This is a genomic window from Oxalobacter aliiformigenes (genome assembly GCF_027116575.1).
Lineage (GTDB): Bacteria > Pseudomonadota > Gammaproteobacteria > Burkholderiales > Burkholderiaceae_D > Oxalobacter > Oxalobacter aliiformigenes.
On the sequence record NZ_CP098252.1, the window covers coordinates 856,005 to 873,517 of the forward strand.

At 55.1% G+C, this 17,513-nt stretch carries 12 protein-coding genes and 1 pseudogene; 5 read left to right on the forward strand and 8 right to left on the reverse strand.

What is annotated here, in order from left to right:
• The first annotated feature begins 416 nt into the window (after positions 1-416).
• The gene (locus NB647_RS04040; protein WP_269284281.1) at positions 417-3,074 is read left to right on the forward strand and encodes an autotransporter outer membrane beta-barrel domain-containing protein; all 2,658 of its coding nucleotides are present in this window, start codon (positions 417-419) and stop codon (positions 3,072-3,074) included.
• 94 nt (positions 3,075-3,168) lie between these two features.
• Here the strand turns inward: NB647_RS04040 and NB647_RS04045 are convergent, their stop codons facing one another.
• Positions 3,169-4,014, reverse strand: a complete 846-nt coding sequence (locus NB647_RS04045) for a class I SAM-dependent methyltransferase (protein WP_269284283.1) — start codon at positions 4,012-4,014, stop codon at positions 3,169-3,171.
• A gap of 344 nt (positions 4,015-4,358) precedes the next feature.
• Here NB647_RS04045 and NB647_RS04050 point away from each other — a divergent pair, with 344 nt between their 5' ends.
• Positions 4,359-4,811 carry a CBS domain-containing protein gene (locus NB647_RS04050; protein ID WP_269280149.1) on the forward strand — a complete coding sequence of 151 codons (453 nt, stop codon included), beginning with the start codon at positions 4,359-4,361 and terminating at the stop codon, positions 4,809-4,811.
• Positions 4,812-4,918: 107 nt separating this feature from the next.
• Here NB647_RS04050 and NB647_RS04055 read toward each other — a convergent pair whose 3' ends face one another.
• Both NB647_RS04055 and NB647_RS04060 read right to left on the reverse strand, forming a co-directional pair.
• Positions 4,919-6,679: a sensor domain-containing protein gene (locus tag NB647_RS04055; RefSeq protein ID WP_269284285.1), complete on the reverse strand. Its 1,761-nt coding sequence runs from the start codon at positions 6,677-6,679 to the stop codon at positions 4,919-4,921.
• Between the two features lie 177 nt (positions 6,680-6,856).
• Positions 6,857-9,073, reverse strand: a complete 2,217-nt coding sequence (locus NB647_RS04060) for an EAL domain-containing protein (RefSeq protein WP_269284287.1) — start codon at positions 9,071-9,073, stop codon at positions 6,857-6,859.
• Between the two features lie 198 nt (positions 9,074-9,271).
• Between NB647_RS04060 and NB647_RS04065 the strand changes: the two genes are divergently transcribed.
• Positions 9,272-10,627 carry an MFS transporter gene (locus NB647_RS04065; RefSeq protein ID WP_269284289.1) on the forward strand — a complete coding sequence of 452 codons (1,356 nt, stop codon included), beginning with the start codon at positions 9,272-9,274 and terminating at the stop codon, positions 10,625-10,627.
• Between the two features lie 52 nt (positions 10,628-10,679).
• Here the strand turns inward: NB647_RS04065 and gloB are convergent, their stop codons facing one another.
• Positions 10,680-11,471, reverse strand: coding sequence for a hydroxyacylglutathione hydrolase (gene gloB, locus NB647_RS04070; RefSeq protein WP_269284291.1), 792 nt, complete (start codon positions 11,469-11,471; stop codon positions 10,680-10,682).
• 86 nt (positions 11,472-11,557) lie between these two features.
• Between gloB and rnhA the strand changes: the two genes are divergently transcribed.
• Together rnhA and NB647_RS04080 are read left to right on the forward strand one after the other, a co-directional pair.
• Positions 11,558-11,992, forward strand: coding sequence for a ribonuclease HI (rnhA, locus tag NB647_RS04075; RefSeq protein WP_269265810.1), 435 nt, complete (start codon positions 11,558-11,560; stop codon positions 11,990-11,992).
• Positions 11,993-12,015: 23 nt separating this feature from the next.
• Entirely contained in the window at positions 12,016-12,270 is a 255-nt protein-coding gene (locus NB647_RS04080) for a hypothetical protein (protein WP_269284294.1), read from the forward strand.
• Positions 12,271-12,510: 240 nt separating this feature from the next.
• Here the strand turns inward: NB647_RS04080 and NB647_RS04085 are convergent, their stop codons facing one another.
• The 4 genes and pseudogenes from NB647_RS04085 to dapD all read right to left on the reverse strand — a co-directional run bounded on the left by NB647_RS04085 (position 12,511) and on the right by dapD (position 17,490).
• Positions 12,511-14,475 carry an ATP-binding cassette domain-containing protein gene (locus tag NB647_RS04085; protein WP_269284296.1) on the reverse strand — a complete coding sequence of 655 codons (1,965 nt, stop codon included), beginning with the start codon at positions 14,473-14,475 and terminating at the stop codon, positions 12,511-12,513.
• Positions 14,472-15,379: pseudogene (prmB, locus tag NB647_RS04090) on the reverse strand (50S ribosomal protein L3 N(5)-glutamine methyltransferase). The gene NB647_RS04085 and the pseudogene prmB overlap by 4 nt, the downstream one beginning before the upstream one ends.
• 123 nt (positions 15,380-15,502) lie before the next feature.
• The gene (dapE, locus tag NB647_RS04095) at positions 15,503-16,630 is read right to left on the reverse strand and encodes a succinyl-diaminopimelate desuccinylase (protein WP_269284299.1); all 1,128 of its coding nucleotides are present in this window, start codon (positions 16,628-16,630) and stop codon (positions 15,503-15,505) included.
• Between the two features lie 14 nt (positions 16,631-16,644).
• On the reverse strand, positions 16,645-17,490 hold the full coding sequence (gene dapD / locus NB647_RS04100; protein ID WP_269265323.1) for a 2,3,4,5-tetrahydropyridine-2,6-dicarboxylate N-succinyltransferase: 846 nt from the start codon (positions 17,488-17,490) through the stop codon (positions 16,645-16,647).
• Positions 17,491-17,513: the final 23 nt, after the last annotated feature.

Here is a 17,513-nt window from a genome sequence, read left to right on the forward strand (position 1 = left end):
TAAACGATTACAGGGAGTTGTAAAAATCATACAGTTGATATGCTGTTATGAAAATCAACGGATCGGCTAACAGGCATTAACGGACACACAAAAACAGGTAAACAAAACAAATTGCCATCCTATATTTATTCAAAGTAGACAAGCTGTTAATGATACCGAAGTATCTTCGTAACAGACAAGGAATGTGGGTTTTATCACACAAAAACAGATTTCATGATTTATCAATTAAATCAGTGTGTTGGAAAAAATGAAATGTCCGTTAATGCCTGATTGCGGACATTAAGAAGCATAAAAGGAGGGAACAGAATCGCCATCCGTGAAGGAAAGAGGCGAAGATGAGAAGAAGAAAGAAAATCCCGGATTATACGAAAAAGGCATGGCCGATCGAAACAGGAAACACATGCGGGAGATTCCGCATGACTTTACTGGGAGCGGCGCTATGCCTGATTTTTCCGGTACTGGCAACAGGTACAGAATACACAGGCCAGATTACAGGAGACCAGACATTCAGCGACGGCGATACCGTACATGTCACAACCGGCCCGGCGATTCTGCATGACTGGTCAAAAAACAAGGTTCCATCGCAGACCATCAGCGGGACCGGCAAAATTGACGTGACCGCAGAGTCAGGAGGAGCCATCTCCAACAAATACACGAGCGGACACGATCCTTTTACCCAGACATTCGAAATCGATCTGGGGACAGTGACGGGTTCCTCGAACGTCATCTCCAATAGCGGCAACTATAACTACAATACATCCGATTCCGGTGTCCAGACATTCCAGAATATCGACAAGATCGTCGTGACAAGCAAAACCGGAGCCGGTATTGTCAATTCGAACGGAGGGCACCAGACAGTCAACGGGAAAATCGGTTCCATCGAAACATCCTACGACACCGGTGACAGTACGGCGAAAGGGATATCCAATACCGGGAACGGAAACATCAAACTGGACAACAGCAAGCAATACATCCATTCAGTCGGCAATATCGGTTCGGCCGAAGCCCGTTTCGGCGTCGGCATTCTTTCCCAGCAGGCAACCCATCAGGAGATTGGTTCCGTAGGCGACATCTATGCACGGACTTACGGTATCCAGAATACACTCGCCGATATCGGAGACCAGATCATCGGTTCAGTCGGAACGATCGACGTCGGCTATGCCAATGCCGGCAAAATAGTCGGCGCAGCCATTTACAGCCAGTCCAATACCGGAAACACAGTGGACAACGACAAAGGCGGAGTACCATTGGCCGGGAAACAAGTCATCGGAATGAAAGGCGATATCAAGACACTCAATGCCTATGGTATCCGCAATCTGGGAGGCGTACAGGAAATCACGGCGCTCAGACAAGGAGGAATTACCATCGATGCCCGGGGAGATGAGAGCCTCACCGACACGCCGGTATATGCCCTTGCCGTAAAATCGGCCTCATACAATTACATGACAGAAGCCCATGCCGATACAGCCCTGAAAGGTTCTTTCGATATCGCTCATGGAGATGTCCTGATAGCTCACGAAGTAAAAAATGGCGTGATCAACAGAGGAATCCTGAGACTGAAACAGGGAGATACAACCTACGAAAAAAGCGACGGGACAATAGGAGTGGACAACACCCTGACCCTGCATGACAGCACTTTCCAGGTAGACAAGGAATCCATACTGGAAATGGATGACAAAGGGTACAACATCATAACAGGGAAACAGAAAATAGACGTTCAGGGAACATACCGTGGCAACGGGACATTCATCTTCCGTTCAGACAATACAGTTCTTCCATCCGGCACACAGCAGTCGGAAGCGGCAACAATCGACGGCGGGCCCGTGCTGTTAAAAACAGTGACACGTTCTGACAGCGGTACGCAAAGTACCGTCAATATCCAGTATGGTGAAACCGGAAAATACACCAGTGACAACGTCCAGTCGAAAGAAGAAGCCTTCTCGCTGCTGAAAGGAGCGGCCAACAAAATCTACGTCAATGAAGGCATAGAAAACATAGGAGGAGGACAAAACGCCGCAGGAAAAGTCTATATGCGGGAAGGAAAAATCCATTCCTGGAGCGCCAACTACTATTTCGACAAGACCGGTGTCGTACAGGGCAAAGACGGCATATCGGAAAGCGATTATACCTGGGAAGGAACCATTGACCGTCTGGAAGACAAAGAAACCTCGACGATGACAGGAATAGACGCATCGGCGATGATCAACTACTTTGCGTGGAGACAGGAAACAGAAACCCTGACGCAGAGACTGGGAGACATCAGGAACTACCCGCGCCAGCAAGGAGGTTGGGCACGCGTCTATGCGGCGCGCAGCAAATACGACAAGGGCAACCACTACTTCAGAAACGACTACCGTGCCCTCCAGTTCGGCTATGACAGACCGGTCGGAAACAATGGCTGGATCATGGGAGGAGCCTTGAGCTACACCGATGGAGACAGCGACCTGAAAAACGGAGGAGACGCCGACAACTGGATGCTGACAGGAGCCGTATACGGGACCTGGCACAACGAAAAAGGGCATTACGTCGATCTGGTAGGAAAAGTGACCCGGATGCACAACAAATACAAAGTCATCAGCGACGAGCGGGAATTCGAGACCAAGGGAAGCAACAGCAACTGGGCCTACTCCATCAGTGCGGAATACGGCAGACGATTCCGGAACCGGGAAAACGGCTATTTTGCCGAACCGCAAATCCAGATGACCCTGGGAAGAATAGAAGGATCAGACTACAAGACAAACAACGGAATCCATATAGAACAGGACAGCATAAACAGCGCGATAGGAAGAATAGGCGTGGCATTCGGCCGGCAACTGGAAAAAGGAAGCTACTTCATCCGTCTGGATGGGCTGCATGAATTCGACGGAAAAATGGAATCCACCTTCCGTGAAGACAACGGAAGCCCGAACAGGAGCCACATTGACTTCAGCGATACCTGGGGAGAAGTGTCAGTGGGAGGGAACTGGCAGTTTGACAGGAAATCGTTTGGATATGCCCAAGTGAAAAGATCATTTGCGGCGGACATCGAAACCCAATACCGGGTGGATATCGGAATCCGGTATCTGCTGGATTGAGCCAGCCAGAAAAGCCCGGAAAAACCGGAAAACGGCTCCACCAGGGAGCCGTTTTTTCATTATGGAAACCGGTCTGACGGATCTTTACGGGCGGTCACCGGTTTTCGCCGGCCATTTCGTCCTTAGAGGCGGAGGTCTCTTTCGATTTACGGTTGACGGGGACGGTCTGGAACAGGCGGCCGGGGGCTTTGCTGAAGGCCGGATTGATCAGATGAACACCGTGTACCCGCTTGATGGCGCAAATCAGATAGACCGCACCGAGGTAGGGCCACCACCGGTTGCCGGTCTTTTCCATAAAGGCGAACCGCCTCAGCCAGCGCCGGGTGCGACAGGGGGGACGGTAACAGCCGAAATAGCCGCGGCTGATTTCGAAGTTCAGCAGTTTCAGCCAGTCTTTCAGGCGGGACAGGCTCAAAAACTCGGCGTATTCCGGCAAAAAACGGTTGCCTGACAACCGGCTGAAATGCTGCCGGATTCCCCAGAGACTTGCCGGATTGAATCCGCTGATGATGACCTGTCCTTCCGGAATCAGGACACGATTGACTTCCCGCAGTATCTGGTGGGGAGAACGGGCGAATTCAAAAGCATGCGGCAAGACGATCAGGTCGATGGACTCGGAGGCGAAAGGCAGCTCGTCGATATCGTGGACGAGAGATATTCTGACGGAATCGCTGTCGGGGTCGCTGAAATGGCCGGTTTCCTGCATCTGACGGATTTCGGATTCCGGCATGAAGGGGTGGGTGTACCAGCGGTTCGTCATCCGGTTTTCCTGCAGGGTGTTGATTTCGGGAAAACCGATCTGTACGGCGTTGAATCCGAAAATGTCTGCGGAAAGGGTCTGGAAATGATTTTCTTCCCATCCGAGGATGTATTGGCCGACCGGAGTCATCAGCCAGTCGTGCATGGTCTGGATTTTCTTCCTGGTACGGGATTTCTTCATGTCGGTTCTTTCGGGCGGCATGTGCCGCAAGGAGGTCTGTTTGCCATGACCGGTTTTCCGGACAGTTAAAATCGCAGGAGAAAGCTGGAAAAAGACGGTTCCGATACGAATGAAACCATTTCATTCTACTGGTTCACGAGGATGAAGACTACTGTCTTTTGCAAAAATCTCCAAGAAAAAACATTCTGTTTTGCGGGTTCTTGACGCAGGCAGGATTGCAGGGAAATAATTTTTTGAGACACTGCGTTTATAAGGTATCCTGTCATGAGAGATGCCAGCCGGATTCATGGAATCCGCCGCCGTTTACGGTTCTTGTTTTTGACAGAAAATAAGGAGAGAGAAAGATGCAGATTGGACATATTTGTTCGAATAACGTCGTGACTTGCAGTTCGAATACCACGGTACTGGAAGCGGCGCAACTGATGCGGCGCAATCACGTCGGGACGCTGATTGTGGTCGAGGAAGTCAACGGCATGCTGGTTCCGCAGGGAATCGTGACCGACCGCGATATCGTTGTCGTGGTTCTGGCCGAAGGACTGGATCCGAAGAGCATCAAGGTGATCGATATCATGAAGGTCGAGTTGATGACGGCGGTCGAAACGGAAGACGTTTTCGAAACTGTGGAAAGAATGCGTTTCAAGGGAGTTCGCCGTATTCCCATCGTGGACAAGATGGGAGGTCTGGTTGGTATCGTCAGCGTGGACGATATCTGGAAGTTCCTTTCGAAGGAAATCAGCGAGCTGGCGGATGTCACTACGCGCCAGCAGACCCGGGAAAAGGTGGCGCGTCGCCGCTGATTTTCGTAATGGGCAAAGCATGGAACGGAGGCTGCATGGCAGTCTCCGTTTTTATGGAGGGGAAGGCTCGGGAAACAGCTGTTCGGGCCGGTGTTACAAGATGATGGCTATGGCTGTTGGGGGAACGGGTTTTCCGGATGATGGTTGTCCAGAAAGATTTCCAGTTCGTCGGGGGGAAGAGGCGGGCTGCAAAGATATCCCTGAATCTGGTCGCAGCCTCTGGCGGCGAGAAAATCAAGCTGTTCCTGTGTGGAAACGCCCTCGGCGATCACCGGCATGTGCAGGGAATGCGCCATGACGATCGTCGATTCGATGATGGATTTCATGCCCTTGCTGGTAGCCATTTTCGTGATGAAGGAACTGTCTATTTTCAGGGAGTCGATCGGCAGGGACGATAGATAGCGGAGTGAGGAGTAGCCGGTTCCGAAATCGTCGATGGCAATCGCAATTCCCATTTGCCGGATGGCCGTGAGGTTGGCATGGACTTCGTCCATGTCCTCGATCAGACTGCTTTCCGTGATTTCCAGTTCGAAAAGACCGGGCGGCAGACCGGTTTCGGCCAGAATCCGTTTCAGCGATTCTGGCAAGTGCGTCGAGTAAAGTTCACGGGTAGAAACATTGAAGGCCACGGGGATTTGTACGTTTCGGTTTTTTCCCCATGTAATCAGCTGGCAGGTGACGGTGTCCAGAACGATTTCCCCGATTTTCTCGATCAGGCCGATTTCTTCCGCTACCGGGATGAAGCCGGAGGCGGGGACAATGCCTTCACCCGGATGATTCCAGCGGATCAGGGCCTCCAGGCCGACGATTTCACCGGTTTTCAGTGAAAGGCGGGGCTGGTAGAACAGGACGAATTCGTCTTTTTCCAATGCACGGCGCAGTTCGGATTCAGTGATCAGTCTTTCTTTCGGAGTGATGTTCATGCCCGGGCTGAAAAAACGGACGACACTGGAACGTTTCCGGCGGGCTTCGGCAAGGGCGATGTCGGCATATTTGAGCAGGGTGCCGGCATCGGCTGCATCGCGCGGATACAGACTGCCGCCGATGGCGATGCCGATCGAGAGATCATGTCCGGAAAGCTGGAGCGGTTCGGTTACGGTTTTCATCATCCGGTTCGCGATGCATACGACATCTTCCATTCGGTCGATATTTTCGAGTACCACGATGAATTCATCTCCGCCGAGTCTGACGACAGTGTCGTTTTCATGGACGGCGTGGATCAGCCTTTTGGAAACCTGTTTCAGCAAGGCGTCGCCTGCATCGTGGCCGAGGCTTTCGTTGATGATCTTGAAGCGGTTGATGTTGAGTTCGAGAATGCCGAGCATTTTGTTGTTCTGCCGGGTCCGTTCGATGGCGCCGTTGAGAAAACTGTCGAGATAGTTTCGGTTCGGCAGGGAAGTCAGTGGGTCGAACAGCGACAGGTGTTTCTCCGGAACCGGTTTGCCATCCGGATTGGCCGGGCGGGAAACGATGACGGCGAAATCGGGGTCGCCGTTGTCGTCGAGAACCAGACGGATGATGTTTTCCGTCAGGATATAATAGCCGTTTTTGTGCCGGAAACGGATTTCCACCTGGAACTGGCGCATGGTGTACCACATGTCTTTCCAGGTGTGCTGGCTGTGGAAATAGGTATCGGGGTTGACCAGATCCTTGATAGTGCCTGGAAAAAATGACGGTGTATAACCGAGCATGTCGGCAAAACGGGAATTGACGAAGCGGATTTTTTCATCTTTTCCGATCTGTATAACGCCGACAGGAAGTTTGTCCAGCAGGAGCCGGTATGGTTCTTCGTGCCGGATTCCGTAACGGATGGCCATGGCGTCGGGAATGTCGCGGAAATGGCCGGACACATTCATGGAACTGGACATGGATTTCCTTTGTGGAGAAGAAACGGTATCCCGGTCGTAGCGGGAACGGGTGTTTTTCCGGACCGGCAGGCCAGATAGATATATATTACAGTCCCTTTGGGGACAGCCGTTTTATCTGCATCAAGAAAAACGGAACAAGACCGGTTCCGGCATTCTGAAGAACCTGGTACAACGGGGTCATTCCCGGTGGATGTATCCGGTATTTTTTTCCCCGATCCGTTGCATGAAGGTTTCCAGTCCGGACGGGGACAGCGGACGGCTGCAGTAATAGCCCTGAATCTGGTCGCAACCCTTTGCCCGGAGAAATTGCAGCTGTTCGGCCGTTTCGACGCCTTCGGCAATCACTTGCATGCCGAGAGAATGGGCCAGTGTGATGGTTGTTTCGACGATGGATGCCATGTTGCGGTTATTGACGATATCGGCGATGAACAGGCTGTCGATTTTCAGATAATCGGCCGGCAGGGAAGACAGGTAACCGAGTGAGGAATACCCGGTTCCGAAGTCGTCGATGGAGATGGTGATCCCCATCTTTCGGATATCCGTCAGGGTCTGTCTGACCCTGTCGAGATCTTCGATCAGGTTGCTTTCGGTGATCTCGATTTCGAAAAACTGCGGAGCAAGCCCGGTTTCCTGCAACAGGTACTGGAGGGATTCTTTCAGTTTCGGGCCACGCAGTTCCATGGAAGAAACGTTGATGGCGACCGGTACCGGTGTTTTTCCTTGGTTGATCCATACTTTCAGCTGGCGGGTGACGCTGGCCAGGACAAATTCGCCGATTTGTTGTATCAGTCCGATTTTTTCCGCCAGCCGGATGAATTTCCCCGCGCTGACGATTCCCTTTTTGGGATGGTTCCAGCGCAACAGGGCTTCCATTCCGGCAATCCGTCCGGTTTTCAGGCTGAGGCGGGGTTGATAGAACATCATGAATTCATGTTTGTCCATGGCACGCAGAAGACGGCTTTCCGCCAGCAGCTGGTCGAGAACCATGATATTCATGTTCGGGCTGAAAAAACGGATCATGTTCGATCCGGCTTTTTTGGCATCGGTTTTGGCGATATCGGCGAATTTCAGCAATGTGTCGATGTCACTGGCGTTTTTCGGGTACAGACTGCATCCCATGCTGACGGAAATGCTGATGTCGTGGTGTCCCAGCCGGACGGTTTGCGAAAGGGTGTTGAGCAGGTTTGCGGCAATTTGCCTGACGTCGTCGGTCTGGCGGATGTGTTCGGCGATGACGATGAATTCATCGTTTCCCATCCGGATGACCGTATCCGTTTTTCTCAGGGCGGATTTGAGCCGGCCGGCGACCAGCCGGAGCAGTTCGTCGCCCAGTTCGTGACCGAGACTTTCGTTGACGAGCTTGAAGCGGTTGATATCCAGCAGCAGGATAGCCAGTTCTTTTCCGGACCGGTCGGCGTGCTGCATGGCATTGCCGATCAGGGTTTGTGCGAAATTGCGGTTGGGCAGCGAGGTCAGCGGATCGAACAGTGAGATGTGCGGGCTGAAAGGTATTGTGTCTTTTCCGGTGGTGCGGGAAACGAACAGGGCGTATGCCGGTTTGCCGCCGGCGTCGAGTATGAGCGATATGTCGTTTGCAGTCGTGATGTAAATCCCGTTTTTGTGTTTCATGAGCAGATTAATGGAAAAGCGGGATGTGCTGTGCCAGAGATTGCACCAGAACTGTGCGTTTTCCGGCAGGTTACGGGCACTGTGCGGGAGCAGGTCATCAAGGTTTTCCGGTATGAGTCCGGGAGGATATCCCAGCATTTCGGCCATGGCGGCGTTGGAGTAGAGGATGTCCCTGTTGACTGATATCTGCATGATGCCGACGGGAAGGTTGTCCAGAAGGGGGGTGTCGTTGATCCTGTCGTCCGGAGGTCGCGACGTGTTTTCCGGCGGAGAATTCCCCTGGCCGGTTCGCCGGACACAACAGTACAGCGCGAAAACGGTATTGCCGGCATTTTTGACGGGGATGCAGACGAAATCGGACAATATGCCATCCTGTTTTCCGTTTTTCAGCAGGGAAAACGGGAGGGACGGGACAATGGCAGGAACACCGTTCATGGCACTCCTGACGGCATCCGCTACCCGGGGCCATAACGTGCCAAGCAGCCTGTCCAGACTTTCCCCGGGGGATACCTTCCGCCGGTCGAGCAATTCATGAAAAGCATCGTTGAAAAGGCAGACCCGATCGTTTCCGCAAGCGATACAGACGGGTTCGCGGGAATGACGGGCGATGAGCAGAATGTTTTTCAGGAGATCCAATTGGGACGATGCCACCGGGATTGCGGGAGAGAGGGCGGGGTGAGGGGGCGCGGCAGATTCGTCGTTATCGTCGCCGGATCGGGAAACGTACTGGCAGGGGGGATTTGAAAGATCGGGGTGCCCGGACATGATGTCATTCCTGTTTGACAAGCTTTCTGGAGAATCAATGAATCTTCAAGGGGTTCTTTACAAATCCATTTATAAAATTATAACTTTTTTTCCGGGGTGCAACCGTTATGGCCGGTAATAAAGTGTGCCCGGGTTTACAGACGTTTGCGTGCAGGGAATATGCTGTCTGTTCATCATGGTGACCTTACGGATGAGAAAATGGTGCTGTCAGTAAAACGGCCGGGACGGGAAAACGGTTTCAGGAACAGGCGGCAGGCGTTGCCAATCGGGGTGAAAACGGTTTATTGTGCAGACAGGTGGGCAACAGCAGGGAAGCGGGGGCCGTTTCTTATGGAAAAAAACATGGATGAAAAAATGGACGACCGGTCGGGGCATGGCAGCGGTGTGACCGGAAAGAGCGGTCTGCCGCACATGACCATGATCGTCATCCTCGGTATGGCAGGGTTCGTGTCGGCGGCGGACAACTGGGTGATATCGGCGCTTCTGCCGGCCGTGGCCGCGGACTTCGGTACCGGTATCGTGACCGCGGCCGGTATGCTGACGGCTTATCTGGTTCCTTACGGGATCATGCAGCCCGTTTACGGTTATCTGGCGGACCGTTGGGGAAAAGCAAGGATTTTGAAAGGCGTTCTGTCGGGGCTGACAGCTGCGACAGCGGGCTGTGTTCTGGCTCCGGCTCTGGTATGGCTGATGATATGCCGTTTTGTGGCAGGCTTTTTCGCGGCCGGGATCATCGCGGTATCGCTGGCCATGATCGGCGATGAGACGGAGCCGGAAAAAAGGCCCCAAAGTGTCGGACTTTTTATGGGAATGGTATTTCTGGGGCAGGGAGTGTCCGCCGGATTCGGCGGTTTTTTCGCCGGATGGCTCGACTGGCGCATGACCTTTGTCTGTCTGATTGCGATCGCTCTGGTCACACTCTGGCTGTACCGGCGCCTGCCGGAAGGCCGGGTGGCACCGTCGCAAAACGCTTTTCTGTCCGAAACGATCAGGATCGTGCTTTCGGAAAAGGGACGGATCATTTTTCCGATGGCGTTTGCCGCCGGGTTTCTGATGCTGGGAGCCTACAGTTATCTGGGAGCCTGTCTGCATGAGGTAGCTGGCGCCCCCTATTCCCTGGTCGGGCTGGTCGTGATGGGGTTCGGTCTGGCTTCGTTTGCGACCGGTTCACGGCTGGGATGGCTGTCGAGACGGTTTGCACCCCGTGTGCTGCTGGCTTCAGGCGGTCTGCTGGGCGTGTCGGCTGTGGTTCTGCTTGCTCTTTTCCCGTCGGTTGCTACAGGGATGGTGGCGGCGCTGATGCTGGGGGCAGGCTATATTTTCATGCAGTCCACTTTGGCGACACAGGCGTTTTCCGTGGCTGACGAGAGCAAGGGATTACCTTCGGCTCTGGTCGGGCTGGGGCTTTTCGGCGGCGGAGGTGCGGGAACGGCGGCCGGGGGCTGGTGTCTGGGACTGGGAGGATACACTCTGTTGTGGATCGCGTCGGCCGGTCTGCTTTCGCTGTTCGTTCTGGTGTCGCTTTCTTCCCCCGTCAGGCGGCTTGGGGGATAGATGACAGGAGCCGGATGTGTTCCCTCCGGCCCGGGCTGGGGGAAAAACGGAGTCAGATGTACGTGTTTTTCCATTCGCGCATGGCGGCAAAGGAATCGACCGGGTTCCGGTTTTTCAGATGGCCGAGTTCTTCGAGCCGTTTCATGACATCTTCCCTGTCTGCCCGCAAAAACGGGTTGGTGGCTTTTTCCAGACCGATGGTCGAAGGCAGGGTCGGACGGCCGCGGTTGCGCCTGGCGAGGTCGGTTCTGGCACGTTCGGCGATCGCTTCGTTGCCGGGTTCGATTTCCCGGGCGAATTTCAGGTTGGAGAGCGTATATTCGTGTCCGGCAAAGACTTGCACATCGTCCGGCAGGGCAGCCAGTCTGGAGAGGGACGCCCACATCTGTTCCGGTGTGCCTTCGAACATCCGGCCGCAACCGGCACCGAACAGCATGTCACCGCAAAAGAGCCATTTTTCTTTTGGGGCATAATAGGCGATGTGACCTCTGGTATGCCCGGGAACGTCAAGTACGGCCAGATTGGGTCCGTTCTGTCCGAAAAGGGTGACGGTATCGCCTTCCTGTACCGGATGGGTGACGGATTCGATGGCGTCCAGACGGGGGCCATACACGGGGGCACCGGTCTTTTCCAGCAATTTGGCGACGCCGCCGATATGGTCTTCATGGCGGTGAGTCAGTAAAATGGCGGACAGTTGCAGGGAGCGTTTTTTCAGTGCGGCGAAAACGGGGGCTGCATCGCCCGGGTCGATCACCACCGCATGTGTGCGGTTGTCGATCATCCAGATGTAATTGTCGCGGAAGGCAGGGATCGGACTGACAGAGAAAACCGGATCAGTGGGCATGGTATCGTGTCTCCATGAACGAAAAAAATTCATTATAACCAGAGTTGTGGACGAATGTTTAAGGTTGGCGGATGAACAGCGAAAAAATAAATGAAGTCGAGATTTTCACCGATGGTGCCTGCCGCGGTAATCCGGGGCCGGGCGGCTGGGGCGTCTGGATGGTGGCCGGTGTCCATGAAAAGGAAATGTTCGGGGGAGAGGCCGATACCACGAACAACCGCATGGAACTGACGGCGGTGATCGAGGCTTTGCGGGCGCTGAAAAGACCCTGCCGGGTGGTGTTGCATACGGACAGCCAGTATGTCCAGAAGGGGATTACCGAATGGGTGCACAAATGGAAAGAACGCGGCTGGCGGACGTCGGACAAGAAACCGGTGAAAAACGTCGATCTCTGGATGGAACTGGATGCCGCCACACAGTGCCATGATATCCAGTGGCGATGGGTGAAGGGCCATGCCGGCCATGAAGGAAACGAAAAGGCCGATCAGCTGGCCAACCGGGGGGTTGATTCGGTTGTGTGAGTATTGTCGATGAGAGGGAAATCATGCTGAAAAAAATCGGGGGAACAGTGGCCGCTCTGGTGCTGGCCGGTTCGATCATTCCGGCAGCAGCCGGGACACCGTCGCCGGAAGTGTATGGCTTTAAAGTCGAGAAAATCAACAAGGACGACGATGCCTACCGTTACGGCAATCTTTATCTGTTGACCGGACCGGACGGCAGGGAACAGTACATTATCGTGCGTGATGTGTCCGGTGCGGTGGCTATTGTCAAACGGGAGCCGGCCAGAACCGGGAAATAGGCTTTTTATCTCCCGACCGTTCCCGGCGGACAGTATTGGTCGGAGGGCATGATCCGGCAGGGTGCGTTTTCTGCACCGCAAGAGGGCGTTGCACCGTATGGGTGCAAATCGTGCGGCTGTTTTGCGGACGGGAACATGCGGCCGGAAATTTTCCGGTTGCAGGTGTGCATGTGCCGGAGAGCGGGCGGTATTGATTTCCCGTTCTGTCCTCCCGGCTGGACAGGGATCGCGGTTGCCAGGTCATGACGCGAGTATTTTTTCCAGCTCGCCCTGTTTTTCCAGCCATTCCTCTTCCCGTGAGTTCAGCTGTTTCGTGCATTCGATCTGATCGGCCAGCAGTTTTTTCAGCCGGTCCTTGTTGGCCGGTTCATAGATGGCGGGATCGGCGAGCTGACTGTCGATCGCTGTTTTTTTTCCGTTCAGTTTGCCAATTTCATTTTCCAGCCAGGCAATCCGTTTTTCCAGCGGTTTTTTCAGGATGGAGATGCGTTGCCGTTCCTGTGCTTCCAGACGTTTCTGTTCCTTGCGGTCGATGACCGGTCTGTCCGGTTTTTCGGTTGCGGTTTCCTGCCGGTCTGTCCGGGTTTTGGCCAGTCGTGTGTCGAACAGCCAGTTGCGGTAATCGTCCAGATCGCCGTCGAATTCTCGCAGGCGTCCGTCGGAAACGATGTAGAACCGGTCGGTAGTCGCACGCAACAGATGGCGATCGTGCGAGACCAGCAGGAGAGTGCCTTCATACTGGGCGAGCGCTTCGGTCAGGGCTTCTCGCATGTCCAGATCGAGGTGGTTGGTCGGTTCGTCCAGAAGCAGGAGATTGGGGCGTTGCCAGACGATCAGGGCCAGTGCCAGCCGCGCCTTTTCGCCCCCCGAGAAAGGGGCGACGGGACGGGTGGCCATGTCGCCCTGAAAGTGGAAACTGCCCAGAAAATTGCGCAGTTCCTGTTCCCGGGTATCGGGTGCGATTTTCGTGAGATGCCAGAGCGGCGATTCATCGTTTCTCAACATTTCGACCTGATGCTGGGCGAAATAGCCGATTTTCAGGCCCTTGCCTCTCGTCAGCAGTCCGGACAGAAGCGGCAGCTCTCCGGCCACAGTCCGGATGAATGTGGATTTGCCCGCTCCGTTGACGCCCAGAAGACCGATGCGTTCACCGGTTTGAAGGGCGAATTTGATATCCGAGACAATGGGCGTGGACGAAACCGTCTCACCCGTGGTGTCGCGTTGTGTATAACCGGCCGTGACGCCGTCCATGACGAGAAGGGGATTGGGAGACGATTCGGGTTCGAAAAAGTCGAAGGAGAATTCGGCCGTCGCCCGGAGCGGGGCAAGTGTTTCCATTTTTTCCAGCGCCTTGAGACGGCTTTGCGCCTGCCGGGCCTTGGTGGCCTTGTAACGGAAACGGTTGATATACGATTCCAGATGGGCGCGGCGTTTGGCCTGTTTTTCGATCATGCCTTGCATGAGCGTCATCTGTTCGGCTCGCTGGCGTTCGAATGCGGAATAATTGCCGGTATAACGTTTCAGTTTGCCATCGTCGATGTGGAGGATGACATTGGCGATCCCATCGAGAAAGTCGCGGTCGTGCGAAATGACGATCAGGGTTCCGGTATAGCGTTTGAGCCAGTCTTCCAGCCATAAAATGGCATCCAGATCGAGATGGTTGGTCGGTTCGTCCAGAAGCAGCAGATCGGAAGGACACATCAGGGCCTGCGCCAGATTCAGCCGCATGCGCCAGCCGCCGGAAAATGTCGCCACCTCGCGTTGCATTTCTTCCGTGGAGAAACCGAGGCCCGAGAGCAGTTGTTCGGCACGTGATCTGACCGTATAGGCACCCGCATCGGCCAGTGCCGTGTGCAGCTCGGCGATACGCATGCCGGATGCGGCGTCTTGCGGTTCCGATTCCCGTTGCGCCAGTTCGGCTTCCAGCTTGCGGAGGTGTGTGTCGCCGTCGATGGCGTAATCCAGTGCACGGCGTTGCAGTGCCGGCGTTTCCTGCGCCACGTGCGAAATCCGCCAGCCGGCCGGGAAATCGATATCCCCTCCGTCAGGATGCAATTCTTTCATCAGCAGGGAAAAAAGGCTGGTTTTGCCTGCCCCGTTGGGGCCGACCAGCCCGACTTTCTCGCCCGGATTGATAGTGGCGTCGGCCAGATCGAACAGCGGTTTGGTCCCGCGCATCAGGGAAAGCCCGGAAAAACGGATCATGCTTTTTTCAGGCCTTTCAGTTGTTCTGCCGTCAAAAGGAAAACACGGTCGTCACCGCCGGAAGTCGACAGCCAGGTCAGTTCCAGTTCCGGGAAAGCGGCGATGGCATTTTCAGCCTCGTTGCCGATTTCGACGATCAGAAGGCCGTCGTCGGTCAGTCGTTCGCCGGCCGTACCGACGATGCGGCGGACGATGTCCATGCCGTCGAAGCCGCCGGCCAGCGCCATTTGCGGTTCATGCAGGTATTCCGCGGGAAGATTGTCCATGGAGGACTGGTTGACATAGGGCGGATTGGTCACGATCAGCTGGTAGCGTTTGTCCGGAATGCCGTCGTACAAGTCGGCATGATGGAGCCGGATGCGGTCTTTCATGCCGTAGCGGCTGATATTGGTCTGGGCGATGCCCAGTGCAGCCGGGGATAGCTCGACGGCATCGACGGTGGCGTTTTCGAACTGGTCGGCCAGCATGATGGCCAGACAGCCGGAACCGGTACACAGTTCCAGAATGTCGGTGACGCTTTCCGGATCGCCGACCCAGGGAGCGAACTGTTCGGTGATCAGCTCTGCCAGAAAGGAACGGGGAATGATGACGCCACGTTCGACATAGAACGAATATCCTTGCAGCCAGGCTTCATGGGTCAGATAGGCGGCCGGTATCCGCTCGGTCGCCCGGCGCTCGATGATGTCCATGACGGCGCCGATTTCTTCCGGCAACAGCTTCGCATCGAGAAAAGGTTCCAGCCTGTCCAGCGGCAGCGACAGGGTGTGCAGGATCAGGTAGGCCGCTTCGTCGAAGGCGTTTTCGCTGCCGTGTCCGAAAAAAGTTTTTCGCGTGTGAAACGCGAGACGGCATAGCGCAGCAGGTCGCGCACAGTGGAAAACGGGGTATCTGGCAATGTATTCATGGTGTTTCGGATTCATGGGCCCTGCAAATCCGGTCAGGCTTGCAGGGGGCGGTGTGGATTCGTTTCCGCGAGTATAACGGGCTTTGTCGCGTTTCGGTAGCGCGAAAAGGCCAATCCGTTATTTTACAGGAAGAGGTTTTCCAGTGTACGCCGGTATATGGCGGTCAGCGGTTCGATATCGGCGAGAAGTGTGTTTTCGTCGATCTGGTGGATGCTTTCGGTTATCGGGCCGAATTCGACGACCTGTGGACAGATACGGGCGATGAAACGGCCGTCGGACGTTCCGCCTGTCGTGGAAAGTTCCGGTGTGACGCCGGTTACGTCCCGGATGGCGCCGGAGAGGGCGTCGCAGAGGGAACCTCGCGGCGTCAGGAACGGCACGCCGGAATAGTTCCAGTCGAGCCGGTAATTCAGGCCATGTCTGTCCAGAATGGCATGAACCCGTTTTTTCAGGTCTTTTACCGTGCTGGCCGTGCAGAACCGGAAGTTGAACTCGACGAAGAGTTCGCCCGGTATGACATTGTTGGCGCCTGTTCCGGCATGGATGTTGGAGATCTGCCACGAAGTCGGTTCGTAGTATTCATTGCCGTTGTCCCAGACTTCGGCGGCCAGTTCGGCCAGTGCGGGTGCTGCCAGATGGATCGGGTTGATGGCCCGTTTCGGATAGGCGATGTGTCCCTGTTTGCCGAAGACGGTCAGCTGGCCGCAGAGGGAACCGCGGCGTCCGTTCTTGATCGTATCGCCCAGTCTGTTTAGGGAACTCGGTTCGCCGACAATGCAATAGTCGGGACGGATCCCGCGTTTTTCCAGCGTTTTCACAACGACATCGGTACCGTCAGTCGCTGTGCCTTCTTCATCGCTGGTGATGATGAAGCCGATGGAACCGTGATAGTCCGGATGGGCATGGATGAAATCGCGGGCGGCGATGACCATGGCGGCAACCGAGGTTTTCATGTCGGCCGCACCCCGTCCGTAAAGGCGGCCGTTCCGTACGGTAGGTGTGAACGGATCGGACGTCCATTTTTCAACGGGGCCGGACGGCACGACGTCGGTGTGGCCGGCGAAGACGAGCAGGGGCCCCCGGGTACCGTGCCGTGCCCAGAGGTTGGTTACTTCGCCGGAACGGATCGTTTCGCATTCGAAGCCGGCGGCGGCCAGCAGGGACCGGATGATCTGCTGGCATTGCCTGTCGTCCGGTGTGACGGAGGCCTGCGCGATCAGGTCGCAGGCCAGACGGAAAGTCGGGTTCATGATGGTGCCTCTTTTCAGTTGTCGCGTAAAAGGTCGTTGATGGCTGTTTTGGCACGGGTCTGTGCGTCCACGCGTTTGACGATGACAGCGCAGTACATGCTGTATTTTCCGCTGGAATCCGGCAGATTGCCCGGAACGACCACGGAACCGGACGGGACGCGGCCATAGAGAATGCGGTCGTTTTCGCGGTCGTAGATCCGGGTGGACTGCCCGATATAGACACCCATCGAGATGACGCTGTTTTCTTCCACGATCACACCCTCGACGATTTCGGAACGTGCTCCGATGAAACAGTTGTCCTCGATGATGGTCGGGTTGGCCTGCATCGGTTCGAGCACACCGCCGATGCCGACGCCGCCGGAAAGGTGGACGTGTTTGCCGATCTGGGCGCAGGAACCGACAGTGGCCCAGGTGTCGATCATGGTGCCTTCATCGACATAGGCCCCGATATTGACGAAGGACGGCATCATGACGACGTTTTTCCCGATGTAGCTGCCCAGACGGGCGACGGCAGGCGGAACGACGCGGAAACCGCCTCTGGCGAAGTCATCCTGGGTGTAGTTGGCGAATTTGCTGCTGACCTTGTCGTAAAAATGCATGGCAGGCGATCCGTCGGAGCCGACGGGCATCGCGAAATTTTCCTGCAAGCGGAAAGAGAGCAGAACGGCTTTCTTGGTCCACTGGTTGACGATCCATTCCCCGTTTTTCTTTTCCGCCACTCTCAGCTGGCCGCAGTCGAGCTGCCGGATGACTTCGGCAATGGCGGCGCGGAGGATGGGGGAAGCATCACCTGCCGTGAAACGGTCGCGGTTTTCCCAGGCGTCTTCGACGATCTGTTTGAGCTGTTCTTCCTGTGTCATGGTATTCCTCTTGTGTTGTTTCG

What these genes read in the sequence shown, in the direction of transcription:
- dapE (WP_269284299.1), bottom strand. Translation starts at nt 16,630, where the DNA reads ATGAACCCGACTTTCCGTCTGGCCTGCGACCTGATCGCGCAGGCCTCC.
- NB647_RS04055 (WP_269284285.1), bottom strand. Translation starts at nt 6,679, where the DNA reads ATGTCCAGTTCCATGAATGTGTCCGGCCATTTCCGCGACATTCCCGAC.
- NB647_RS04040 (WP_269284281.1), top strand. Translation starts at nt 417, where the DNA reads ATGACTTTACTGGGAGCGGCGCTATGCCTGATTTTTCCGGTACTGGCA.
- gloB (WP_269284291.1), bottom strand. Translation starts at nt 11,471, where the DNA reads ATGCCCACTGATCCGGTTTTCTCTGTCAGTCCGATCCCTGCCTTCCGC.
- NB647_RS04060 (WP_269284287.1), bottom strand. Translation starts at nt 9,073, where the DNA reads ATGTCCGGGCACCCCGATCTTTCAAATCCCCCCTGCCAGTACGTTTCC.
- NB647_RS04065 (WP_269284289.1), top strand. Translation starts at nt 9,272, where the DNA reads ATGGTGCTGTCAGTAAAACGGCCGGGACGGGAAAACGGTTTCAGGAAC.
- NB647_RS04080 (WP_269284294.1), top strand. Translation starts at nt 12,016, where the DNA reads ATGCTGAAAAAAATCGGGGGAACAGTGGCCGCTCTGGTGCTGGCCGGT.
- NB647_RS04085 (WP_269284296.1), bottom strand. Translation starts at nt 14,475, where the DNA reads ATGATCCGTTTTTCCGGGCTTTCCCTGATGCGCGGGACCAAACCGCTG.
- dapD (WP_269265323.1), bottom strand. Translation starts at nt 17,490, where the DNA reads ATGACACAGGAAGAACAGCTCAAACAGATCGTCGAAGACGCCTGGGAA.
- NB647_RS04045 (WP_269284283.1), bottom strand. Translation starts at nt 4,014, where the DNA reads ATGAAGAAATCCCGTACCAGGAAGAAAATCCAGACCATGCACGACTGG.
- NB647_RS04050 (WP_269280149.1), top strand. Translation starts at nt 4,359, where the DNA reads ATGCAGATTGGACATATTTGTTCGAATAACGTCGTGACTTGCAGTTCG.